This window comes from Synechococcus sp. R55.8, from assembly GCF_047461895.1.
Lineage (GTDB): Bacteria > Cyanobacteriota > Cyanobacteriia > Thermostichales > Thermostichaceae > Thermostichus.
Genome location: NZ_JANSIB010000030.1, coordinates 1 through 23475, shown reverse-complemented (window position 1 = coordinate 23475; position 23475 = coordinate 1). Strand labels below are relative to the sequence as shown.

General features: G+C 59.3%; 15 protein-coding genes and 1 tRNA gene. 10 read left to right on the top strand and 6 right to left on the bottom strand.

The genetic code is table 11. From position 1 onward, the window contains the following. The 3 genes from NW829_RS04765 to cysS all read right to left on the bottom strand — a co-directional run. A partial coding sequence (locus NW829_RS04765) for an Rne/Rng family ribonuclease (protein WP_414416554.1) occupies positions 1–1523 on the bottom strand: 1523 nt, incomplete at its 3' end. 766 nt (positions 1524–2289) lie between these two features. After that, complete coding sequence (locus tag NW829_RS04760; RefSeq protein ID WP_414416553.1) at positions 2290–4953, bottom strand: TIGR03960 family B12-binding radical SAM protein; 2664 nt, start codon at positions 4951–4953, stop codon at positions 2290–2292. Between the two features lie 152 nt (positions 4954–5105). After that, on the bottom strand, positions 5106–6689 hold the full coding sequence (gene cysS, locus NW829_RS04755; protein WP_414416552.1) for a cysteine--tRNA ligase: 1584 nt from the start codon (positions 6687–6689) through the stop codon (positions 5106–5108). Between the two features lie 340 nt (positions 6690–7029). Here cysS and NW829_RS04750 point away from each other — a divergent pair, with 340 nt between their 5' ends. The 4 genes from NW829_RS04750 (at position 7030) to NW829_RS04735 (ending at position 12831) form a co-directional block, all read left to right on the top strand. Then, complete coding sequence (locus tag NW829_RS04750) at positions 7030–8739, top strand: LysM peptidoglycan-binding domain-containing protein (RefSeq protein WP_414416551.1); 1710 nt, start codon at positions 7030–7032, stop codon at positions 8737–8739. Between the two features lie 92 nt (positions 8740–8831). Then, positions 8832–10157 carry an FIST N-terminal domain-containing protein gene (locus tag NW829_RS04745; protein WP_414330779.1) on the top strand — a complete coding sequence of 442 codons (1326 nt, stop codon included), beginning with the start codon at positions 8832–8834 and terminating at the stop codon, positions 10155–10157. A gap of 81 nt (positions 10158–10238) precedes the next feature. After that, a complete protein-coding gene (locus NW829_RS04740) occupies positions 10239–11771 on the top strand; it encodes a leucyl aminopeptidase (protein WP_414416550.1) in 1533 nt (510 codons plus the stop codon). A gap of 202 nt (positions 11772–11973) precedes the next feature. Beyond that, positions 11974–12831 (top strand): DnaJ domain-containing protein, encoded by an 858-nt coding sequence (locus tag NW829_RS04735; protein WP_414412620.1) that lies wholly within the window; start codon positions 11974–11976, stop codon positions 12829–12831. Between the two features lie 103 nt (positions 12832–12934). Here the strand turns inward: NW829_RS04735 and NW829_RS04730 are convergent, their stop codons facing one another. From NW829_RS04730 to NW829_RS04720, 3 genes are all read right to left on the bottom strand, one after another. Beyond that, entirely contained in the window at positions 12935–14458 is a 1524-nt protein-coding gene (locus NW829_RS04730; RefSeq protein ID WP_414373801.1) for an AAA family ATPase, read from the bottom strand. A gap of 219 nt (positions 14459–14677) precedes the next feature. Then, complete coding sequence (locus tag NW829_RS04725; protein ID WP_414412621.1) at positions 14678–15724, bottom strand: thiamine phosphate synthase; 1047 nt, start codon at positions 15722–15724, stop codon at positions 14678–14680. 109 nt (positions 15725–15833) lie between these two features. Beyond that, a complete protein-coding gene (locus NW829_RS04720; protein WP_011433411.1) occupies positions 15834–16169 on the bottom strand; it encodes a hypothetical protein in 336 nt (111 codons plus the stop codon). 68 nt (positions 16170–16237) lie between these two features. Between NW829_RS04720 and NW829_RS04715 the strand changes: the two genes are divergently transcribed. From NW829_RS04715 to NW829_RS04690, 6 genes are all read left to right on the top strand, one after another. Then, the gene (locus NW829_RS04715; RefSeq protein ID WP_414416549.1) at positions 16238–17488 is read left to right on the top strand and encodes a lipid-A-disaccharide synthase-related protein; all 1251 of its coding nucleotides are present in this window, start codon (positions 16238–16240) and stop codon (positions 17486–17488) included. Between the two features lie 75 nt (positions 17489–17563). Next, on the top strand, positions 17564–19411 hold the full coding sequence (locus tag NW829_RS04710) for an NAD(P)H-quinone oxidoreductase subunit F (RefSeq protein ID WP_414416548.1): 1848 nt from the start codon (positions 17564–17566) through the stop codon (positions 19409–19411). A gap of 12 nt (positions 19412–19423) precedes the next feature. Then, complete coding sequence (locus NW829_RS04705; RefSeq protein ID WP_414416547.1) at positions 19424–20932, top strand: NADH-quinone oxidoreductase subunit M; 1509 nt, start codon at positions 19424–19426, stop codon at positions 20930–20932. Positions 20933–20968: 36 nt separating this feature from the next. Continuing rightward, the gene (locus tag NW829_RS04700; RefSeq protein WP_011433407.1) at positions 20969–22150 is read left to right on the top strand and encodes a CO2 hydration protein; all 1182 of its coding nucleotides are present in this window, start codon (positions 20969–20971) and stop codon (positions 22148–22150) included. An 82-nt stretch (positions 22151–22232) separates the two neighbouring features. Continuing rightward, a tRNA-Cys gene (locus NW829_RS04695) sits at positions 22233–22304 on the top strand. Between the two features lie 34 nt (positions 22305–22338). Next, on the top strand, positions 22339–23475 hold a 1137-nt coding region (locus NW829_RS04690), incomplete at its 3' end, for a pyridoxal-phosphate-dependent aminotransferase family protein (protein WP_414416546.1).

Below are 23475 nucleotides of genomic sequence, written 5' to 3'. Positions count from 1 at the left end.
CGGGGACGCTTGCGTCCCGTTTCAACCCGTGGCTCTTCCTCCAGATCGTCTGAAGTCGTAAAGGGATCCGGGCTGGGGCGTCGTTGTCCGGGGGCAGATCGCGACCGCCGCAGCAGCGCACGGCTATCGCCTCGAGACAGCCCATCGCTCCCCACTCGCAGGCGTGCCCGTTGGGGGTTGCCATCGCGGGGCAGGATCGGGCCGGCCTCTTCCTCATCCCCTCCTTCCGCCTCGGTGGGTAGCGTTACCGTCAGGCCGCTTTCTATTGTTAACAGATGCCCTGGCTCGGCCCCCGGCAAGCGGGCCAGGATCCCCAGCCCCTCACAGGTAGGGCAAGAATGGCCGAAGATCTCATAAAGGCTTTGCCCCTGCCGTTTGCGGGTGAGCTCCACCAGCCCCAATTCCGACAGTTGGACCACCTGTGGGCGAGCTTTGTCGCTGGAGAGGGCCTTGTTAAAATGCTCCAAAACCAGCAACTGGTCGCGGCGGGAATCCATATCGATGAAGTCCACCACAATCACACCGGCAATGTTGCGCAGCCTCAATTGGCGGGCAATCTCGGTAGCCGCCTCACAGTTTGTCCACAGCACTGTCTCCCGAGAAGTGGCCGATTGGGTGAAGGAGCCCGAGTTAACATCAATTACCGTCAGGGCCTCGGTGGGCTCGATGATGATGTAGCCGCCAGAGGGCAAATCCACCCGCGGACGCAGCGCCTGACGAATAACCGCGTTGACCCGAAAATACTCCAGAATGGGGGTGGGCTCGCGGTGGGCATCGACAACGACACCGGGGGGCATTTGGCCCTTGTTCCAGCCCTGCAGATAGCTACGGACTCGCTTCGCTCCCGCCGCAGAGTCGGTCACAATACGGTTCACATCGTCGGAGTAAACATCCCGCAGCACCCGCTGAATAAAGTCGTCATCCCGGTTGAGTAGCCCCGGCCCCCGTGCTGCCTGATACTGCTGTTGAATATCTTCCCAGAGTTTCTTCAATTGCTCCAGGTCGTCGATCATCGCTTCTTCGGACACACCTTCCGCTTCGGTGCGCACCAACAGGCCCATCTGCGGGGGTTTAATCAAAATGGCCAGCGACTTCAAACGGTTGCGTTCTTCTCGATCCTCGATGCGGCGGGACAGATGAACGCCTTTTCCGTAGGGTCGCAACACCAAATACCGCCCTGGAAAGGCCAAATCTCCGGTAAGCCTTGGCCCTTTGTTGCCGGTAGGCTCTTTCATCACTTGTACCAGCACCTTTTGCTGCGGCAAGACCAGCTCAGAAATCGAGGCATGACTTCGCTTGAGGCGCAGCGGGCCCAGGTCGCTGACGTGGATAAACCCATTGCGCTCTGCAGGGCCGATGTTGACGAAAGCGGCATCGATGCTGGGCAGAACGTTCTCGATGATTCCGACGTAAACGTCTCCCACTTGGTGAGCGCCGCTGGCGACGATCAGCTCCTGCACTTGATCTTCGGCGAAGACGGCTGCCACTCGATGTTGCTCGGCAATGACAATCTGCCTGGGCATTAACTTCCCTCCCCGCCCCAAGGGCACGCGGTTACGGGTTGAACCCTCATTCTGGCGAGGTGTTGTCCTTTTGCCGGGATCCGCTTAAGTTTCTTTGACCAGGATTGACTCATCATGGGGCTGTCCATTACCCTCAGCTCTGCTTTGACGCTTGGCTTTGTTTCCTCTCCAATGGGTGAGGTGAGTTTAAGTGCATGTGAACTACCCAATGCTGGCTCTGGTGGGTACAGCGGGGGGCTTCTGCTGATTGGAAGGAAAACTCATCGGATGGGATGAATGGATTCGGTGAGGTTTGCATGGAGATTCATGGATGGGCTCAATCGATAGGCTCAGGGAGCAAGACGGCTCCGCCTCGGGAGATCGAACGCTGGCCCATTGCAGAACCCCAGTTGTGCGGCCCAGCCTGTTCGCGAAAGCGTCGCGTAGCGATAGTCCACAACAAGACAGGGTTTGCGCGCGGAAAGAAGCACCTTCTCAGGGTAAAATTTTCTGGTTAGATCTGGGCTAGGTCGAAGAGGCACACTTTTCTGTTGCACCTATCGACTCGACCCCATCACGCCTGTTACCTGCCCTGGGTACTGAGTTAAGAGTGTCTCCATTCCAGAATCCGGCCCAGCTTTTGCCTGCTGCTCACCCCGCCCTTGGTCAAGTTGATGCTTGGCGAGCCCCACAGCGGCAGGAGCCAGCAATAGCAGCATTATAGCGCTTGTGGGATCCCTCAGCCCAGACAGACCCTTAGCCCTTGGGTTGCTCCCAGAGGAAGTGCTCAATCTGGATCGGCTAGGGGGTTCTCCCACAACAGGCGCAGCCGCTTTGCCGTCTGTAGTGTCCAGTGGGGCAACCCCAATGACTCGGCCATTTGAACCAGATGGGTGGGCCGCAGGTAGGCACCGTCGTTGCGGCAACTGCCCCGGTAAAGGAGGCAAGCGCTGCCCTCGGGGGTCAGGCCCTGAAACTCTAGGTAGTAAAGCAGGGCGCGGGCATTGAAGGGAGAGGACTTGCCAGACTTGGAGGTTTTTTCAATCCAGATTTCCTGCGCGTCTAGGATCTGGGTGACCCAGGCAGGCCAAGAGGACTCCGTCCCGCTGCCGTGAACGGCTTTGGGCAACTCGCAGCTCACCGTGAGCTGATATTCGGCGGCGTAAACGGCTTCGGTGGCCGAGGGATCCCGAAGGCTAATTTCTTGGACGGCTTGGATGGGGATCTCCGGGGGCAGCTGTTCGCTCAGAAGGGCGCGCAGTTTCTCAGGCGTCAGAGGACCTTCAGGCCGATCCAGCAGCTCCAGATCCAGGATTTCGCCATAGCCTTCCTGGCCAATGGGCAGAGCGTTGGCGTTGGCCAGGCGGGGCATGGGGTGGTAGCCGCCGCTGAAGGCCAGAGGTAACCCCGCTCGCCGACAGGCCCGTTCCCACAGGCGCATGAGATCCAGGTGGCCCAGCCAGCGCAGATCCCCGGTTTTGCCGTAGGTGATGCGGAAACGCTGGGCAGGTGGCTCCGGCTCCAGGGGATCCGGGGTGGGGGTGGGTTTGCTCTGCAGGGGCGGGACGGGCGGAGGGGGAATGACGATGTTGTGGCCGAAGCCGGGGCCGCAGATGCCGCAGGCGGAGCAGCCCTCGAAGGAGCAGTCTTCCACGGTGAGGGCTTCCAGGGCGCGGCGGTAGTCTTTTTGCAGCCATTTTTTGTCGATGCCGGTATCGATGTGATCCCAGGGCAAGGGATCCTCCAGGCCCAATTCCCGGATGGGGAGACGGGCGCAGAGGGCGACCGGATCGGCGGCAGGATCCACCTCTTCGCCGCAGTAGGCCCTCACCCAGGCAGCGTAGGCGGCGTCGATGTTTTCCCACCAGGCATCCATGCCGGCACCGGCCCGCCAAGCCCGCTCGATCATCTGTCCCAGGGAGCGATCCCCTTTGCCGATGAAGTCTTCCAGGATGCTGAAGCGGATGTCGGTGAAGTGGGCCTTGACTCCCCGTAGCCGGCGCAGCTCCTTCTGCAGCAGGGTTTGCTTGCGCTGCACGTCGGCATAGTCTACCCGGTGCCACTGGAAGGGGGTGTGGGGCTTGGGGGTGAAGTTGGAGAGGGTGAGGGTAAACTCCACCCGCTTGCGACCCAGGGCTGCACATTCTCGCTGCAGCATCTCGACGGTGCGGGCGATCCCCAGGACATCGGCGTCGGTCTCGCCGGGCAGGCCAATCATGAAATAGAGCTTGATTTTGTCCCAGCCCTCTTGGACGGCGGTGCGAATGCCGCGAATCAAGTCGGCATCGGTGAGGCCCTTGTTGATGATGTCCCGCAGCCGTTGCGTGCCAGCTTCGGGGGCAAAGGTGAGGCCGGAGCGGCGGGATCCCTTCATGATGGCGGCAATTTGCTCATCAAAGCGATCCACCCGCTGGCTGGGCAGGGAAAGGGCAATGTGTTCTCTGAGCAGACGGTTGTGCAGCTCTGCTCCCACCGCCGGCAGGGAAAGGTAGTCGGAGCAACTGAGAGAAGAGAGGGAAAATTCGTTGTAGCCAGTCTTGCGCAAGCCCTGCACCACAGCCTCCACCACTGCTTCCGGATCCACATCCCGCGCTGGGCGGGTAAGCATTCCCGGCTGGCAAAATCGGCAGCCCCGTGTGCAGCCCCGCCGCACTTCCATCACCAGGCGGTCGTGGACGGTTTCCACCAAAGGCACCAGGCCGACGGAGTATTGGGGTTGAGGCAGGGCCACCCGACGGCGGATGCGCTCCGGCACCCCAGGCACGATGGGCCGCGGTGGGATCCCCTCGTAAAACTGGGGCACGTACACCCCCGGCACCTGGGCCAGCTCCAGCAAGACCTCTCGGCGGGGCTTGGACAGGGATCCGGCCAGCACTTGGCCAATTTCCGGCAGCACCTCTTCCCCATCTCCGAAGACGAAGAAATCGAAAAAGTCGGCAAAGGGCTCCGGGTTGGAGGTGGCGGTTGGCCCACCGGCAAAGATCAGAGGGCACTCTTCCGGGGTGAAGGGTTGCCGTTCCCACCACTTGAGCGGGATCCCGGCTAGGTCCAGCATCTCCAGGATGTTGGTGCCCCCCAGCTCGTAGGCCAGGCTGAAGCCAATGATATGGAAAGCGCGCAGAGGACGGCGGGATTCCACGGCAAAGAGGGGGATCCCCAACTGCCGCAGGCGGGCCGCCAGATCCGGGCCTGGCAAGTAGGTGCGGTCACACAGTTGATCCGGCTGGGCGTTGAGGATGTTGTAAAGGATGAGGTGGCCTAGGTTGGAAGCTCCCACCTCGTACAACTCTGGATAGCTCAGCACCCAACGCACCCGTGCCGAATCCCAAGGACGGTGGACGGCGCCAAACTCTTTGCCCAAGTAGCGGGCCGGCCGCTGAATCTCAGGGGTGAGCAGGCAATCCAGATCGATGGGACTCAGATCAGTTTGCGCGGTAGCTGGAGAAAGCATTGAGATCCGCCGAGACGTTGACACAGTCACTGATCTGACTCTAGCCGAACTTTTCCAGCAATCCAAACGAAGGGAGAAGCACTTTGCCCCTCTGAGCCCCTAGGTTACAGCCATATCCATTTTGAATGAGCCCGAGGAATGCTCCTCAACCCCTATTCTCGCAGCCAACGGGTGGTGCCATCTTTTTGATCGATGAGGGTGATGCCGAAGGCTTTCAACTGATCCCGAATGCGATCGGCTTCGGCAAAGTTTTTGGCCTTGCGGGCTGCCGAGCGCTGCGCGATCAGCTCCTCGATTTTTTTAAAGTTAAGTTCCCCATTTGTAGCTGCTTCTTTGGATCCCTCGAATTCAGAGAATGAGGGCCAACAGAATCCCAAAGTAGCCAAAATCTCCAGCAAGGCAGCGCTTTTTTGTTTGAGGGCCTGGGGCTCCAGATGGGTTTGGCCTTGATGGGTGAACAGGTTGTGTTCGCGGGTGAGTTCTTTGGCCAATTCAAAGGCGATAGCCAGCGCTTCAGGGGTGCCAAAATCATTGTCCATAGCAGCTTGAAAGGCTTGCATGGCCTCAGCATCAGGGGATCCCTTTTCTTCTTTGCAGAAGTGCTGGGCACAGTGGATCCCTTTCTGGAGGGTTTCCCAGCCACGGCTAGCCGCCTGCATGGCTGCCTCGGTGAGATCTATGGGGCTACGGTAGTGGGTCTGCAACAGAAACAGCCGCAAGGCCATGGGGTGATAGACGGCGAGGGCCTGTCGCAGGGTGGTGAAGTTGCCCAAAGATTTGGACATTTTCTCGCCGTTGATGTTGAGAAAACCGTTGTGCATCCAGTACTTGGCCATCGGCTTGCCGGTGATTGGCTCCGATTGGGCCAGCTCATTTTCGTGGTGGGGGAAAATCAAATCTGCCCCGCCGGCGTGAATGTCGATGTGATCTCCCAGGGTCTCCCGCACCATGGCGGAACATTCGATGTGCCAGCCCGGTCGCCCCCAACCCCAAGGGGAGGCAAACCCCGGCTCAGAAGGGGGGGCCGCTTTCCAAAGGGCAAAGTCGAAGGGATCCTGTTTCTCAGCTCCTTCTTCTCCTACCCGGCCACTGGCTCCCGCCTCCATCTCCTCCAGTTTTCGACCGGATAGCTGGCCGTAATCCGGGAACTTGCGGACAGAGTAGTAAACAGAGTACTGAACAGAGGCGGGGGTCTCTGGCTGGTGTCCCGCTTGCAGGAGGGAAGACGGGTCGGTCTGGTGTCGAATCGGATCCCGTACCCGGTAGGCAAAGCCTTTGAGCTCCAAAGATTGGATCAACTGGAACATGGCTTGCAGCGATTGCGTTGCCCTCGGGTAGAGATCGGCCCGCTTGATGTTCAGGCGATCCATGTCCTGGAAATATTCGGCGATGAAGCGCTCCGCCACTGCTTGCATGGATTCGCCACGTTCCAACGCCCGCTTGAGGATCTTGTCGTCCACATCGGTAAAATTCTGCACATACTTCACTCGGTAGCCGCGCCACTCCAAGTAGCGACGCACCATGTCCCAAACCACGTAGGTACGCGCATGGCCGAGGTGGCAGAGGTCGTAAACCGTTACACCACAGACATACATCCGCACCAGGGGCTTCTCCCCCGCAACCGGAGCTGCGGATCCCTGGGAATTGCCGACGGAAACGGATTGAGATCCACCTGCTGCCAGCGGCTGAAACACTTCCTTGCGGCGAGTCAATGTGTTATAGACAACCAAATCCATGGGTATCCCTAGTTTGTAGTTTCAGCTACAGCAAAACAGGCTTTGTCTTCCAAAAAAAGACGATGGCGCACTTTGTCTTGAATCGGATGAGGCTCGACAAAATCTCAACGAGCCAAGGGCTGGAACCATTGTGAGGCAAGCATTGTGGCTGAAATTACCTGCCAAGACTTGTCTAGATTTGTTAACTACGGTACTCTAACCTGAGTGCGAGTCAGCCTGTTCATTAGCGAACTCCACTCCGGCTTGAGTCACCCCAGGGGTGCTCGGTGCCAAGGGGCTTGTGCCCCTCATTTTGACATCTTCTTCTCTTGCACTCTAGTGTCAGCCTGTTGGTGTGAGGATGCCTTTAAAACCCACTTTCCCCAATCCCCAAAACGGGGAGCTGGATTTCCGCGGTGCTGCCGTGAGCACCCTTTCCCCCCCACCCCCAAAGGGCTCGGCAGGGATCCCTTCAGAACAGTCCTGGACTTCTGCGGATTCATCTGCCGAGGAAGCCTATCTTCTGGAGTGGGCTCCAGCCCCTCTCTCTGGGCGGTCGAAGCCAAGATGGGTTGGTTTGGCCCTCTCTCTCAGCTTAACGGGCCTGGTATGGCTTCTGAAGCTGGAGGCGGATCCCTGCGCAGAAGCTGGGGAAGAGCAGCTGCCGGCCACCCCCAGGTGCCCAACCGAGCCTGAGACAGCCCATCCAGAGCCGGGGGATTCTGCTCCTGCGCGTCGGGGATATCCGGCTTGGGCCACTGGTCTTTTGCTGATGCTGGGCTTGGCCGGAGTCGCTACCCTACAGCAGCGACAGTTGAATCGCCCCCTGTCTCCGGCGGTAGAGCCGATCCCACCCTCTGTGCATACGCTATCTGGCGCTCTGCAGCAAAACTACGAGCGGAAAAAGGAGCAGCTGCGCCAAGCCTTCGCAGAAGGGCGAATCCCGACAGGAGAAGGGCCCAGAGGCATTCTGGAGCATGAAATTCAGCCGGGGGAAACCCTCTGGCAACTGACCCAGATGTATCAGCTCGACGCGGCTGCCATCACCGTCTCCAATGGTATTCAGGCCAGTACTGAGCTGAAGCCGGGGCAAGTTCTCCTCATCCCCAGCCAGCCGGGATTGATCTACACCGTCAAGCAGGGAGACACACTGGAGGACATTGCCAACCGCTACCGAGTTCCCCAGCAGCGGATTATCGAAGCGACTCCTCTGGATCGCCCGGAATATCTGCGCATTGGCCAACGCCTGCTCATCCCCGGCGATGTGGGCGAGTTGATCCAGCGTCAGAAGGAGATGATCGCTGCCCAGAAAGCTCGCGAAGAGGAAGAGCGCCGCCAGCAAGAGGAGGAAGCCCAACGCCAAGCCGAAGCCCAAGCTCGATTACAGGCGGAGCAGCAACGCCGGGCCCAGCAAATGGAACAAGAACGGCAGGCCCTCTTGGCCGGTGGATCCCTGACCCACACAGTTGGAGCCGGTGACACCATCGAACGGATCGCCGCCCGCTATGGGGTAACTCAGCGATCCATTATTCAAGCCAACAACTTGCGCAATCCCCACTGGCTGCGCATTGGCCAACGCCTTACGATTCCGGCGCCGGGTACGCAGCCCACCCCTGCTCCTGCCCGACGAGCTCAGAGCCAGCCACAAGCTCGGCCAGCGCCGCCAGCGCCTCCTCCAGCTCCTCCTCAGGCCCGCAGCAGTGGGTTTGTCTGGCCGGTCTCCGGGCAAATCACCTCTGGCTTTGGCTACCGTCGCGGTCGCCTTCATGCAGGGGTAGATATTCCTGGCCCCGTGGGATCCCCCATTGTAGCCGTTCAGGAGGGAGTGGTGATCTTTGCGGGGAATGGCGGGGATGGCTACGGCAATCGGGTGGATATCCGCCATCCCAACGGAATTGTTACTCGCTATGCCCACGGCCATCAGATTTACGTTTCCACAGGCCAGTACGTGCAGCAGGGGCAGACAATCATGAGCCGCGGCAGCACTGGCTGGAGCACAGGGCCGCATCTGCACTTTGAAGTCCGCCCCGGCGGGGGCGCGCCTGTGGATCCCCGGCCTTATCTGCCCTGATCCTGTCTTGAACAGAGACCGTGCAGAACAGCCAGCCCGGCCATAAATTGCTAGCCTAAAGACAGCAAACTCCAGACCGTAGGAACACGCCGATGCAGTGGGTGAACGCGCTCTCCCAGCTCCCTTCCCTAGAAGCGGCTCTGCGGCAGGTGGTGGAGGAAGCCAAGGCCAAGCTTCAGGCAGCCCAACTGAAAAGTGTCCTGAGTCGGCAGGTGCAGACGGTGGGATCCGGTGGGTTGCCGGGGCTGCTGACAGGGTATGTTCCCTCTCAGCCTCTGCGGCCCAACTTGGGGGTTTTGTTTGTGTCGGCGGCCTTTGCCAGCGAATACATCCGGGTGTTGCCATTGCTGTCGGAGCTGCTGGAGGTGGACGTTTTGATCGGCTGCTCCGGCGGTGGCATTGTGGGTGGCGGGCATGAAATTGAGGATGGCCCGGCTCTCTCCTTGTCTTTGGCGGTCATGCCGGAGGTGGTGCTGCATCCTTTTCATCTGCGGGGGAACCAATTGCCGGACTTGGATGCGGCTCCTTCTGCCTGGGTCGATTGTGTTGGGGTTTCGCCGCAGAGCAAGCCTCATTTTCTGCTCTTGGCCGATGGATTTTCCTCTGGCATCTCAGAGTTGCTGCAGGGGTTGGATTTCGCCTATCCGGGATCCGTCAAAGTGGGGGGATTGGCCAGTGGGGGCCGCGGCCCTCGGGGCAATGCTCTGTTTTTGCTGGATGCGCGTACCCTCACACCTCGGCGGGAGCTGTATCGAGAGGGCACAGTGGGGCTAGCGCTCTACGGCAATGTGGTGCTGGATGCAGTGGTGGCCCAGGGGTGTCGCCCCATTGGGGATCCCTTGCGGGTGACGGAAGCAGAGGGGAATGTGATTCTTGGCTTGGAGGGTCGCCCTCCTCTAGCGGTTTTGCAGGACTTGGCAGAGCGGCTCAGTCCCGTGGATCAGCGATTGGCCCGCCACTCTCTCTTCATCGGCCTGCTGATGGATGAGTTCAAGTCGGAGCCGACGCCGGGAGATTTCCTCATTCGCGTAATCTTGGGCGTTGATCCGCGCGTGGGGGCGCTGGCCATCGGGGATCAGGTGCGCCCTGGCCAGACGGTGCAATTTCATCTGCGGGATGCCCAGACTTCGGCAGAAGATCTGCGTTGGGCCCTCAGCCGCTATTGTGCCGAGCGCAACTTGAGGCAAAGCCCCTCTCAACCGAGGCCGGAGCCTTGTGGGGCGTTGATGTTCTCCTGTTTGGGGCGAGGCAAGGGCCTGTACGGCACTCCCGATTTTGACTCGCAACGGTTTCGGGAATTGCTTGGAGAGCTGCCCTTGGGGGGGTTCTTTTGCAATGGGGAGATCGGCCCCGTTGGGGGATCCACCTTTTTGCACGGCTACACTTCCTGCTTTGGGATCTTCCGGCCCGCCCACTAGAGGGGGGATCCCTCGCCCTAAGAGCCGGCGAAATTGGATAGACTGGGGATCCCATGTCAACAGCTTGGTCAAGGATTTCTCATGCAGCTTCATCTCAGCGAGCCGCCACTCACTCAAGGGGAATGTGCCCTGGTCTATTGCTTTGCCGCTTCCGGCGGGAATGGCCGCTTTCCTCTGCCCTCTGAGATCGCCTCTTGGGATGAAAAGGTGTGGTCGGGGCTGGTGGCGGAAACCGTCCAGGAGCAGGGGTTTCAGGGGAAGCCGAATAGCAGTGTTGCCCTGCGCCTGACAGGAGAGATCCGCAAACTGGTGTTGGTGGGGCTAGGGGATCCCGCGGCCCTAACGCTAGAAGCCCTACGACGGGCCACAGCCAACGGCCTGCGCCAGGCTCACAGCTTAAAAGCCAAGCAGGTGATGCTGTCTTTGCCGGAGACGGGGTTGGATCGGGTGCGCGTGGTTCAGGCGGTGGCCGAAGCCTGCCTACTGGTGGCGCACCGGGACAATCGGTTTAAATCTTCAGCCAAAGGGGAAGAGGAAAACAGCTTTTCTGTGCAGGAAGTAACTCTCTTGGTGCCGGGGTTGGCCCAGGCTCGCCCCGATTACGAAGTCGCGCTGCGGCGGGCCATTGAGATGGCCGCAGGAACCATCTTGGCTCGGGAATTGGTGGCTGCCCCCGCCAACATTGTTACTCCTCTTGCCCTGGCCGATACCGCCCGCCAACTGGCCCAGGAATATGGCCTAGAGGTGGAGATTCTGGGACAGGAAGAATGCGAAGCTCTGGGGATGGGGGCTTTTTTGGGTGTGGCCAAAGCCTCTGACCTGCCGCCCCAGTTTATCCACCTCACCTACAAGCCGCCACAAGGGGATCCCGTTACCAAATTGGCCCTGGTGGGCAAGGGGCTGACCTTCGATTCCGGTGGGTTGAACATCAAAACCGACTCCCGCAGCATCGCCATGATGAAAACCGACATGGGGGGAGCAGCGGCAGTTTTGGGAGCTGCACGGGCCCTAGCCGCCCTCAAGCCGCAAGTGGAGCTGCACTTCATCGTCGCTGCCACGGAAAACATGATCAGCGGCCATGCCATCCACCCAGGGGATATCCTCACCGCTTCTAACCAGAAGACCATTGAGGTCAACAACACCGATGCAGAAGGCCGCCTCACCTTGGCAGATGCCCTGGTGTTTGCGGAAAAGCTGGGCGTTGATGCCATCCTCGATCTGGCTACCCTGACCGGTGCTTGTGTGATTGCTCTGGGGGAAGAAATTGCCGGCTTGTTCACCCCAGATGAGACGCTGGCCCAGGAGCTACAGCAGGCTGCCAATCTTTCCGGCGAAAAAATCTGGCGCCTGCCGCTGGAGGAAGGCTACTTCGAGGGTCTCAGCTCCATTGTGGCCGACATGAAAAACACTGGTCCCCGCTCAGGGGGATCCATCACCGCTGCCCTGTTCCTGAAGCAGTTTGTGGAGAAAACCCCTTGGGCCCACCTGGATATAGCAGGCCCCGTTTGGACAGAGAAGGATGCAGGCTACAACAACAAAGGGGCCACCGGTTATGGGGTGCGCACCCTGGTGGAGTGGGTCTTGGCGCGGCAAGCCGCAGCAGCTTGCTCATAACCCCGCCTTTCTGGACGTTGGGCCTTGAAAAAGCATCTACTGAGGGAGGAGCCAAGGGCTGCTTGGCTGGAGCTGTCCGATCCCTAAAATAGGCTTAAAAAAGAGTCTAGGTATTGAGTAGCACTTTGCAAGGCTTCCCCTCAGGGAATAGGATCCCCGCATCAAAGTAGCTGGCACAAGGCCCCCTGCGCCGGATCCTCCCATGAAAGACCTTTACCGCGAGCTGGAATTACAGCCCAATGCAACTCTAGAAGAAATTAAAGAGAGCTACAGGCGGCTTGCCAAAGAATACCATCCCGATAAACTTCACCCAGATACACCTGTTAAGGGGCGGCAGTACATTGAGGAAAAGTTTAAGTCTATTCAGGAGGCGTACTCGATACTGAGCGATCCTGTGAAGCGAAAAGCCTATGACTCCCAAAGACTTTCCCAGGCTTCGTCCACGAAAGGGAGCGGGCATGGCCAAGACTTGAAAGCGGAACGCAGCTACAGCACCCAAGATGGCAAACCTTGGCCCTTTGACTTCGACAAGATAAAGGAAGCTGCAGAAGAGATAGAACGTCGTAAGAAAAACATCGAGGCCAACTATAACCAAAGAGTAGAGCAAGTTAAGTCTGAGTTAAGGAGAAACTTGATCTCTATCGGAATAAAACAAGAGGAAGCTAAAGTTGATCATACCTTTGCCACCAAAAGTGACACTATACTGGGTGCCCTCTCGCTTTTAGTCCTGAGCTTGTTCATTGGTGCCTTAAGTAGCTCAATCGGGCTTGTGCTCTTTCTAATCTCAGTTATTAGTCTTTTTATGGCCATTTTTGATAAAGGATATAGCAAGTCGCAAGTTGAGAGCGCTAAGAAGCTACAGGAAGAGGCAAAATCAGTAATAGCCCAGATAGAGAAAGATAGGAACTCGAAGCTTTCCCAGCTTGAGCTTCACTGTAGAAGTAGGATCGATCATTTTAAAGCTGTCCCTATCGAATCTATATCCCCATTTTATAAGTGGGCTGAGTGGGGAGGATCAGCTATTTTTGCTAACTGCAATGAAGGAAAAGGCAGATGCTAAAAGCCTAGAAGAAAACTTGAAGATAGCGGCTGGAGTTGCTGTGGGTATTGGCATACTAGCCGCCTTATTTGGGCTGGGAGGTGGATTTCACCCATTCTGAATCTCAAGAAGAGGCAAAACACTGCTTCATCTCCTGCAGCACCTGGGCATCTTGAGAGGCCGTTCTCGCGCCCGCTTGAGCAGCCCAGCACTTAAGACTCTCGATTTGGTCGCGGGCAATCGAGGCCAAAGGCACGGTTTCGCGGATGGCCTGCAGGATATCTTCTTGGGTAAAGTCCCGCCGGGCGCCGCTGCCACTGCCCCCAAAGGCGTTGTACATGGCATCTACAATGGCTTGCTCGATCTCGGCACCACTGAAATCCTGAGCTGCGGCTGCCAAAGCTTCCAGGTCAAATTCTCGCAGGCGGCTGGGGCGCAACCGCTGCAAATGCACCCGGAAGATCTCTTTGCGCTCAGCCTGGGTGGGCAGGTTCAAGAAGAAAATCTCGTCAAAGCGGCCCTTGCGCAACAGCTCCGGCGGCAGCAGAGGCACGTTGTTGGCGGTGGCCACAATGAAAACAGGGCTGGTTTTCTCCTGCATCCAGGTAATCAGGCTGCCAAACACCCGGCGGCTGGTACCAGAATCTCCATCGGCACTGCTGGTGATGTTGCCAAAGGCTTTGTCGATCTCGTCGATCCAAAGCACGCAGGGGGCCATCGCCTCCGCCAGTTGGATCATCTGCCGCACCCGGCTTTCCGACTCGCCGACGATGCCGGCAAACAGCCGCCCGGCATCCAATCTCAGCAGGGGCAGCCGCCACTCATTGGCGATGGTCTTGGCGGAGAGGGATTTGCCGGTGCCCTGGATCCCGACCAGCAGCACGCCCTTGGGGTTGGGCAGGCCATAGCGCCGCGCCTCTTCGGTAAAGGCTTCTTGCCGCACTCGCACCCAGGCCTTGAGGTTATCCAGGCCCCCCACACTTTTGAGGGTCTCGCGGGCGGTGAAAAACTCCAGGATGCCGGTTTGGCGGATGGCCTGCTTTTTTTCCTCCAGCACCAGGTCGATATCGGCTTCGTTGACCTCCTGCTTGGCGGCCAAAGCGCGGGCCAAAACGCGGCGAATACGTTCTCGGCTCAGCCCTTGACAGGCTTTGACCAGTTGCTCGCGGGCCAGAGGGGTGAGCTTGAGCTTATCTGGAGCCACATAGAGCTGGATGAGGCGGCTGATCTCTTCGCTGTTGGGCAGGGGAATATCGACGACGGTGATCTCCTCCGTCAGGTCGCTGGGCACTTCCAGGGTGTGGCTGAGCAGGATCAGCATCTTGCGGGTGCGCTTGAGCTCGCGGCTGAGGTTTTTCAGCTCCCGGATGATGGGAGCGTTTTTGTCGCTGCTGGCGTTGCGCAACACAAAGTGCAGATCCCGCAGCACAAACAGGGTGTCCTCGTTGGGGGCAGAGCGCCACACCCGCCCCAGAGCTGCCATGATGGAGCCCCGATCCTCGCCTGTATCTTGCCAGCCCCGCACCAAGTCCCAGAACAACAATTGCCGCGGTGGGTCTGTCCGTCTGGCTACTTGGGTTAGCACGGCATCGGCAGGCTCTTCTTCTGGAGAGACCAAGTAAACCAGGGGGTAGCGGGCCCGGATCATCAAATCCAGCTCTGTCACCAGCCCTGCTTGCAGCTCCGCCGGGATCTCGACCAGGGCAGGATCCCTGCTGTCTGGATTTGTTTTTCTTGCGGCTTCTGTCATCGCCTCTGGAGTTTAGAACATCCTTACTTCATCTTCCTCTCACTTGTTCAGAAACCATTTGGATTGGAACAGCCAATAAGCAGCAAAATGCTCACGGTTGAGCTTCACGGTTGATCTTTAGGATAGGGCAGGGATCCCTTGCAGTTCGGCCAGCATGGTGCGGGCTGTCTGGGTGGGATCGGCAGCTTCCATCAAAGCCCGCACCACAGCTACACGGGTGGCCCCAGCTCGACGCACCTCGGGCAGGTTGTGGGGATCGATGCCGCCGATGGCAAACCAGGGCAGGTGGGCTTTCTCGGCAGCCAGGCGCACGTACTCCAGGCCGGCAGGGGGTTTCTCCGCTTTGGTGGGGGTGGGGTAAACGGGGCCGACGCCGATGTAGTCCACGTCGCTGTTCAGGGCTTGGGCCAACTCCTCGGCGTTGGTGGTGGACAGGCCAATGAGCCGCTGGGATCCCAGCAGTTGTCGGGCTTCAGCCACCGGCAGATCCGTCTGGCCCAGGTGTACCCCATCTGCCTGGCTGAGCAGAGCCAAATCCACGCGGTCGTTGACGATCATCAGCGCCTGGTAGCGGTCGCACAGCTGCCGCAGCTGTTTGAGATCCCGCAGCATCTCGCCGTCGGGGAGGTTTTTGCGGCGATATTGCACCAGGGTCACCCCGCCCCGCAGGGATTTTTCCACCACCTCTAGCCAGTGGGGCACAGGGCTGGTCACCAAATAAAGATGGGCTGCCAGGAGACGCTGCCGCAGGGATCCGCCCAGCAGTTCACTTTCCAAGACGTAGAGCCGATAGCGCATGTCTTTGGCCAGCTTGGCCAGGCCAGGGGCCACCCAGTGGTGGGATTCGGCCAACTTGCCGTATTCTTCTAACACCCGCAGGGCTTCTTGCACACGGCTGCAATTGGCTTGCAAGAGGTGGCGGAGATCCCGCCGTTGCTCCTCTTGGGGGTGGGAGATCTGGGTGCCTGGATCGGCGGGGGTATCGCGGGCCAAACGCAGGGGATCGCTGTGCCAGCGGGCTAGGGCTTGGCGCATGGCCTTGCATTCGGCAGAGAGCTCTCCCTCTTCCAGGCCGAAACGAAACCATTCTTCCAATACCCGTAGTCCTTCACGAGCTCGATCGAGGTTGGCATCCAGAATACGGGCGACGGCCTGGGGTTTCATGTTCCCTATACGTGGGAAGAGAGTTGCTTAATTTTTACCAAAAAAATGCGCCTAAAGCCCCGTCCTACCCTTAGCCGGAAGCAAGTCAGTAGGGTGGAGAGTAGTCAATTCACTGTAAATCGGAATGGTTTCCCTGAGGCTGTCCTTGGCCCTGAGGAGAAAGAGGGTGATGCCATAAGGCGTTAAGAAAGGCTTGCTGCGGCGTGTGTCCCCAGGCGAAGGCCCGTGGGCCGGCCCCTTCCGGCAAGTAGGCCCAAGCATAGCGCTCGCAGGCGGGAAAGTAGCGGATCTCCCACCAAGTTCCCCCTACAGGCACATCTTTCACTGCCCGCAAGAAAGGGCCGCGATGGCGGGCGAGGCGCTCTTCTATAAAGTAGGGGCCTTCCAGCTGAAGGGCTTCTACCGCTGCAATAAGCTCGGCTCGTTGTCGCTCATTTCGGATCATCTCCCGGGTTCCCCTCTTGGATTGGCTCTATTCTATGAGGAGATTTCTGGTGAGCTGGGGGATCCCTCTTGATTCAGCCCAGATTGCGCCTACGGCAAGCTGTGGAAACCCAATGGAATCCAACGAATCCACCGCAGGTGCTGTGTCTGAGCAATGGACACGGGGAAGATGAGGTGGGCAGTCGCCTTGCTGTTGCCCTAGTCCACCTGGGGATCCCGGTGCAAGCCTTGCCGATTGTGGGAGAAGGGACAGCCTACCAACGCCAAGGGATCCCCCTGCTGCCCATTGCCCAGGTGATGCCGTCGGGGGGGTTTATTTATCAGGATTGGCGGCAGTTGTGGCGGGATTTGCGGGCCGGTTTGCTGGGGCTGACGGGGCGGCAATTGGCGTTGGTTCGGCGGGCAGCAGCCCAGAGGAACCTGGTGCTGGCCGTGGGGGATATTGTGCCCTTGCTGATGGCATGGTGGAGCGGGATCCCCTACGTCTTTGTGGGCACGGCCAAGTCGGACTATTACTGGCGAGATGAACGGGGGCCCTACCGACGCCCCTGGATCCCTTTTGGGCAGCCGATTTCCGATTACCTGCCCTGGGAGCGCTGGCTGATGGCCCACCGACGCTGCCTGGGTTCTTTTTTGCGGGATGAGCTGACGGCTACAGCTTTGCAAAAACGGGGCCTAAGGGCCTTTTACCTGGGCAACCCGATGATGGATGGCCTAGAGCCACGCGGGACATTGCCTTTGGATCCCCACCGACCGGCCTTGCTGCTCTTGCCCGGATCCCGTCCGCCGGAAGCCTATCGCAACTGGGCTCTGATGATGCAGGTGGTGGAGCGGCTCCCAACGGAGCTGCAAGTCTATGCTGCCCTCAGCCCCAACCTGGAGCGAGACCCGCTTCAGGCTTGGATCCCATCTCAGCGCAGCGATGTACTTCTGGTTTGGGGGGACTTCGGGGCCTGTGCCCAACGAGCAACGGTGGTGCTGGCCATGGCGGGAACGGCCACCGAGCAATGTGTGGGCTTGGGAAAACCGGTGGTGACCCTGCCGGGAGAGGGACCGCAGTTTACCCCGCGCTTTGCCGAAGCGCAGACCCGTCTTTTGGGATCCGCCGTCCACCTGACCTCAGTGGAGCAGGCTCCCGCCGTGGTTGGCCGGATTCTGGAACGCCTGGCCGCCGATCCCAACTACGCGGCTGAGTTGCGGGCCCATGGACGCCGCCGCATGGGATCCCCAGGGGCCGCCCGGCGCATTGCCGCTCAACTTCGAGATTGGCTCAAGCCATCCGGCCCGGTTTTGGAACCGTTCGAGCCAGGTATATCGTGAAATAGAGAACGAGCGATTCAAAAGCCTGACTGATTTCCGTTGGATCCAGTTTTCCGTTTTATTTAGCATTTAATGATGTCAAACCTTTTGGGGTTGGAGAGCAGTTGGTGGATCCCTTGCTATGGGTGGGCGGGAACAGCTTTGGCCATTCCCTGGGCAACGGGGTGGGTCAAGCGCAGTGGCCCGCGTCCGGCAGCTTACCTCAACATCCTTCTGACTTTTGCCGCCTTTGCCCATGGCCTTTGGCTGTTGCGGCAGGTTTGGGGTCGGGATCCCCAGATCTTGAACTACCTCTGGTTTCGGGTGGCCGATCTGGATTTGACTCTGTCTTTGGAGATCTCGCCTCTGACAATGGGGGCCGTCGTCTGGATCAGCGGTTTGAGCCTGCTGGCCCAGATCTATGCGCTGGGGTATTTGGATAAGGACTGGGGCCTGGGTCGCTTTGCCGCTCTAATGGGCTTTTTCGAGGGGGGAATGACAGGGATCGCCCTCAGCGACTCGCTGTTTTTCAGCTATGCCCTGCTGGAGATGCTCACCCTTTCCACCTATTTGCTGGTGGGCTTTTGGTACGCCCAGCCTCTGGTGGTGACGGCGGCGCGGGATGCGTTTTTAACCAAGCGGGTAGGAGATCTGCTGCTGCTGATGGGGGTGGTGGCAATTTCCAACTTTTCTGGGGCCTTGACGTTTTCCGACCTGCGGGACTGGGCGGCTACGGCCAGCTTGGATCCGGCTTGGGCGGCTTTGATGGGGTTGGCTTTGATTGCAGGGCCTTTGGGGAAATGCGCCCAATTTCCGCTGCACCTGTGGCTGGATGAGGCGATGGAAGGGCCTAACCCGGCCTCGATCCTGCGCAATTCGGCGGTGGTGGCCTGCGGGGCTTTTGTGCTGATTAAGCTGCAACCGCTACTGGCCCTGTCGCCGATTACGAATGGGGTCTTGGTGGCCATCGGCACGATCACAGCCCTGGGCGGATCCCTGGTGGCCTTGGCGCAAATCGATATCAAACGCACCTTCTCCTACTCCACGAGTGCCTACTTGGGGTTGGTGTTTATGGCAGTGGGGATGCAGCAGCCGGAGCTGGCCCTGGAGTTGCTGCTGATGCACGGCTTGGCTAAGGCGCTGCTGTTTATGGGGGTGGGATCCCTCATCTACACCACCTCTACCCAAGATTTGACAGAGCTGGGGGGCCTGCGCAGCCGCATGCCGGCCACAGTTGCCGCCTTTGCCGTGGGATCCCTGGGGATGGTGGCTCTGCTGCCCCTAGGGTGCTTTTGGACGCTGACCCGCCTGGCGCTGGTCTACAGCGGGGTGCAGCCGGCCCTGGTGGAGGTGCTGCTGCTGGTGAATGGGCTGACGGCTCTCAACCTGGCGCGGGTGTTTGGCCTGGTCTTTTTGGGATCCCCGCAACCCAAAACCCGCCGGGCCCCTGAGGTGGGCTGGTTGATGGCTCTGCCCATGGGCATCCTGACGGTGCAAACCTTGCTCATGCCCTGGCTGTTGGGGCGCTGGGGGCTCTATCCCGACTGGAACCCGCAGCTGAGGTGGATGGCGGCTCTGCTGACGGCTGCTGGGCTGGTGGGGGCAGCCATTGGCGGCTGGCTGTACTGGGGGGACCAACGGAGGGTATATCTGCCCTGGCCGGAGTTGCAGGATCTGCTGGCCCACGACTTTTACACGGGGCACCTCTACCAAGCCCTGGTGGTGCAACCGGTCAGCGCCCTCTCCCGCAGATTGGAGTGGCTGGATCGCAACGGAGTGGACGGCTTGGTGAACGGGGTGAGCCTGGCCTTTTTCTTCAGCGGCGAAGCCCTCAAGTACACCCTGTCGGGGCGGATGCAACTCTATGTGCTGGTGATCGTCATGGGGGTGGTGTTGGTTACAGCTTGGCTACTGCGTTCGCCCCATTTGGGGTTGGCCTATTGATGGGAGAGAGCCATGTTGAGCCTTTTGATCGGGATCCCGTTGTTGGGGAGCATCTTGATTGGGTTGATTCCCGAGCAGGCGGGGAAGGGCTTGCACCGGGCTTTGGCCTTGGGGTTTGGGTGGGTTTTGTTTGGCCTGAGCGCGGGGCTGTTGCTGATCTTTGACCCCCACCTTGGATCCCTGCAATTGGCGGAAAAGATGGCCTGGATCCCCCAGTTGGGCTTGGTTTATGAGGTGGGAGTGGATGGGATCTCTCTGCCTTTGGTGGTGATGACCGGGCTACTGGTGTTGATGGCTATTTGGGCCAGCGGCCAGGTGGAGCGGCCCCGCCTCTACTACAGCTTGGTGCTCATGCTGGCGGCAGCGGTGGCCGGAGCTTTTTTGGCTCAGAATTTGCTGCTGTTTTTCCTGTTCTATGAAGTGGAGCTGATCCCCCTGTATTTGCTCATCGCCATCTGGGGAGGGCCGCGCCGCACCTATGCCGCCACCAAGTTTTTGGTTTACACCGCTCTGTCGGGGATCCTCCTCTTGATTGGCTTTTTCGGCCTCAGTTGGCTGAGCGATGCCCACAGCTTTACCTATACCGTCCTGCAGGCTCACCCCTTGCCCCTGGTGCAACAAACCCTGTTGCTTATTCCCATTCTGCTGGGGCTGGCCATCAAGATCCCCTTGGTGCCCTTCCACACTTGGCTGCCAGATGCGCATGTGGAGGCTTCCACTCCCATTTCCGTGTTGCTGGCGGGTCTGCTTTTGAAGTTGGGCACCTACGGCCTGTTGCGCTTTGGCCTGCAGCTCTTACCGGATGCTTGGCAGCAGGCAGGGCCCTGGCTGGCCGGTTGGGCGGTGGTTAACGTGCTCTATGGATCCCTGAACGCCTTGGTGCAGCAGGACATGAAAAAGCTGGTGGCCTACAGCTCCATTGCCCACATGGGCTACATTCTCTTGGCTGTAGCAGCAGCCACTCCCCTCTCCCTGGTGGGATCCATCTTTCAGATGGTCAGCCATGGCCTCATCTCCTCGCTGCTGTTTCTTCTGGTGGGAGCCGTCTACACCAACACCGGCACACGGGATCTCAAGCTGCTGCGGGGATTGCTCAACCCGGAGCGGGGCTTACCGCTTATTGGCAGCTTGATGGTGCTAGGGGTGATGGCCAGTGGCGGCACACCGGGCATGGTGGGCTTTATAGCTGAGTTCACCCTCTTTCGGGGCAGCTTTGCCGTCTTTCCCCTGCAAACGCTCCTGTGCATGGTGGGGACGGGATTGACGGCGGCCTATTTTCTGCTGATGGTGAACCGTGTCTTTTTTGGGCGCCTCTCGCAAGTGGCCATAGCCATGCAACGCCACGCCACTGAAGAGCGCCTGCCTGCTGTTGTTTTGGCAACGCTGGTGGTGTTACTGGGCCTGCAGCCTAGCTGGGCAACCCGCTGGGTGGAGTCCACCACCTTGGCCTTGGCCAAGGCTAACCTAGCTGGTGTTGCAGGACTGGTCACTGCCTTTCAGTTTGGGTTGTCTTCCTTTTGATGATTTGATGAGATCGACGGAGTTTCTTTTGCTCCCATGACTGCCACTCTTGCTCCTGCTCCTTCCTGCTTCTTTCTGGCCGGCTTATCTCCTCTGGAGCAACTGCAACTGGCTCCTATTGTCCAGCGCCTAGAGGCAGGGGGAGCCCTTGTGCCGGATGCCCCTGCCAATCGCCTAGAGGTCATTGGCATCCTGCATAGCTACGGCGAGGTGCTGGATGCCTATTCGCGCAACTTGATCTTCATTGCCGACCACCAATTTTTGGAGCTTTTTCCGGCGTTCAAGTATTTCAACGGCGAGATTACCCTGGGCAAATGGCTGCGCTACCTGTGGCATGACCGCATCAACTACGAGTTTGCCGAATACTGCATGAAGGCTATGCTCTGGCATGGGGGAGGGGGGCTAGACCGCTACCTGGATACTCCCGAATTTGTCGAGCGGGCCAAGAGAGCCATCCGGGCCAAAATCCGCTTCAATCCCTTCTTGCAGGGCTTGGGGATCTTGTTTCCCGACTTTGCTCTAGAACAGGTGCGCATGCTGGCTATGTACAGCGGCTTGGGCCAGTTTTGGCGGGTGATGAGCGATATTTTCCTGGCGCTGGCCAAGCGCTCTGAGACAGAACCCCACCTCACCATTCCCGACGTGGTGGCTCACATCCAGCAGGGGTTGGTGGCAGCTGCCGACAAGCCTATCACCTACGCTCCCTGCATCTGGGGCCGCCGCTACGAGATCATCCCTCTCTCGGCGGGTCTGACTTTCCTATCAGATACGGCTATCCCCTATGTGGAAGCGGTGTTTTTCCGCTCCTTTCCCTTTATGGGCACGGTTTCCTACAACGCCCAGGCCCACCAGATCCCGGCTGAGCAGGCTGACTTTGCCTACGGCGCCCTCTACGCCGATCCGCTGCCGGTGGGGAGCGCCGGGATCCCGCCTACCCTGTTGATGCAGGATATGATGCGCCACCTGCCCCCCTACTTGCGAGAGCACTACCGCCGCCAGCCTCGCGGGGATGATGACCTGCGGGTGAAAATCTGCCTTAGCTTCCAAAAGGCCATGTTCTGTGTTACCACTGCCGCCCTGCGGGCTCTTGCCCCCTTCCCTCTGGAAACTCAGGATCCCCAGCAGCAGTTGGCCAACCGCAAGTTTCTGGCTCCTTGGCTGCAGCGCCTGCTGGGATCCCGTCTGTTAAAGGTGCAGGAAGAAAGGGTTGAGGCCTAGCTGAGCTGGGAACTGCTACTTTTGGTTACTGGAAGGGGGATCCCCTTTTCGGATACAATATCTGCGCCCAGTTGAGCAATGGGGTGGCGTAGCCAAGTGGTAAGGCAGAGGTCTGCAAAACCTCTATGCGCCAGTTCGAATCTGGCCGCCACCTTTTAAACCTTACTTGCATCCCAAGCAGGGCAAGCATGAAAGACAAGCTGATATTGATGATCCCCGGCCCCACTCCCGTTCCCGAGAGTGCGCTGCTGGCGATGGCACGGGGGCCCATCGAGCACCGCAGCAAAGAGTTCACCGCCATTTTGGAAGAGGTCACCGATGGGTTGCGCTGGCTGCACCAAACCACCTCCGATGTGTTTGTCTTTTCCGCCAGTGGCACCGGTGCCATGGAAGCCGGGATCCTCAACACCCTCAGCCCTGGGGATCGGGTTTTGGTGGGGGTGAACGGCAAGTTTGGGGAGCGCTGGGCGGAAATGTCCGAGCAGTTTGGCCTTCAGTGTGAGCGGGTGGAAACCCCCTGGGGGATCCCTTACCCCGTCGAGATCTTCCAAGAAAAGCTGGCTGCCGACCGGGAAAAAACCATCAAAGCCGTCATCCTCACCCACTCGGAGACTTCCAGCGGCGTAGCCAACGATGTCCAAGCCATTGCTGCTGCTGCTCGCGAGCATGGGGAAGCCCTCGTCCTGGTGGATGGGGTCACCAGCGTGGGGGCAATGCCGGTGTTAATGGACGAATGGGGCTTGGATGTGGTGGCCTCGGGATCCCAGAAGGGCTATATGATCCCACCAGGGCTGGGATTTGTGGCCGTCAGCCCGCGGGCCATGGCCGCTACGGAGCGCTCTAGGTTTCCCAAGTACTACTGGAGCTTTAAGCTGGCGCAAAAGGCCCTGCGCCAAGGCACCACTCCCTTTACACCGGCGGTGAACCTGTTTTACGCCCTGCAGGTTACCCTGCGCATGATGCGCGCAGAAGGGTTGGAAGCCATCTACCGGCGTCATGCCAAGCTGGCCCAGGCCACCCGTGCTGGCGTCAAGGCTCTGGGGCTAAAGCTCTTGGTTGATCCAGAGTCAGCGGCCAGTCCTTCGGTAACAGCTGTACTCGCTCCCGAAGGGATCAACGCTGACACCATCCGCAGCACCTTGAAGAAACACTTCGACATCGCCCTTGCCGCTGGACAAGACCACCTCAAGGGCAAAATCTTCCGCATTGGCCATTTGGGCTTTGTGAGTGACCGCGATGTGCTGATGACCTTGGCTGCTCTGGAGTCAGCTTTACACACCGTGGGCTACAGCGACTTCACCCCAGGGGCGGGAACTCGCGCCGCC

Bases quoted from the DNA above. Each gene is read 5' to 3' on its own strand.
- NW829_RS04720 (WP_011433411.1), bottom strand. From the start codon at position 16,169: ATGATCCGAAATGAGCGACAACGAGCCGAGCTTATTGCAGCGGTAGAA.
- NW829_RS04705 (WP_414416547.1), top strand. From the start codon at position 19,424: ATGTTGAGCCTTTTGATCGGGATCCCGTTGTTGGGGAGCATCTTGATT.
- NW829_RS04735 (WP_414412620.1), top strand. From the start codon at position 11,974: ATGAAAGACCTTTACCGCGAGCTGGAATTACAGCCCAATGCAACTCTA.
- NW829_RS04700 (WP_011433407.1), top strand. From the start codon at position 20,969: ATGACTGCCACTCTTGCTCCTGCTCCTTCCTGCTTCTTTCTGGCCGGC.
- NW829_RS04725 (WP_414412621.1), bottom strand. From the start codon at position 15,724: ATGAAACCCCAGGCCGTCGCCCGTATTCTGGATGCCAACCTCGATCGA.
- NW829_RS04760 (WP_414416553.1), bottom strand. From the start codon at position 4,953: ATGCTTTCTCCAGCTACCGCGCAAACTGATCTGAGTCCCATCGATCTG.
- NW829_RS04740 (WP_414416550.1), top strand. From the start codon at position 10,239: ATGCAGCTTCATCTCAGCGAGCCGCCACTCACTCAAGGGGAATGTGCC.
- NW829_RS04710 (WP_414416548.1), top strand. From the start codon at position 17,564: ATGTCAAACCTTTTGGGGTTGGAGAGCAGTTGGTGGATCCCTTGCTAT.
- NW829_RS04730 (WP_414373801.1), bottom strand. From the start codon at position 14,458: ATGATCCGGGCCCGCTACCCCCTGGTTTACTTGGTCTCTCCAGAAGAA.
- cysS (WP_414416552.1), bottom strand. From the start codon at position 6,689: ATGGATTTGGTTGTCTATAACACATTGACTCGCCGCAAGGAAGTGTTT.
- NW829_RS04745 (WP_414330779.1), top strand. From the start codon at position 8,832: ATGCAGTGGGTGAACGCGCTCTCCCAGCTCCCTTCCCTAGAAGCGGCT.
- NW829_RS04750 (WP_414416551.1), top strand. From the start codon at position 7,030: ATGCCTTTAAAACCCACTTTCCCCAATCCCCAAAACGGGGAGCTGGAT.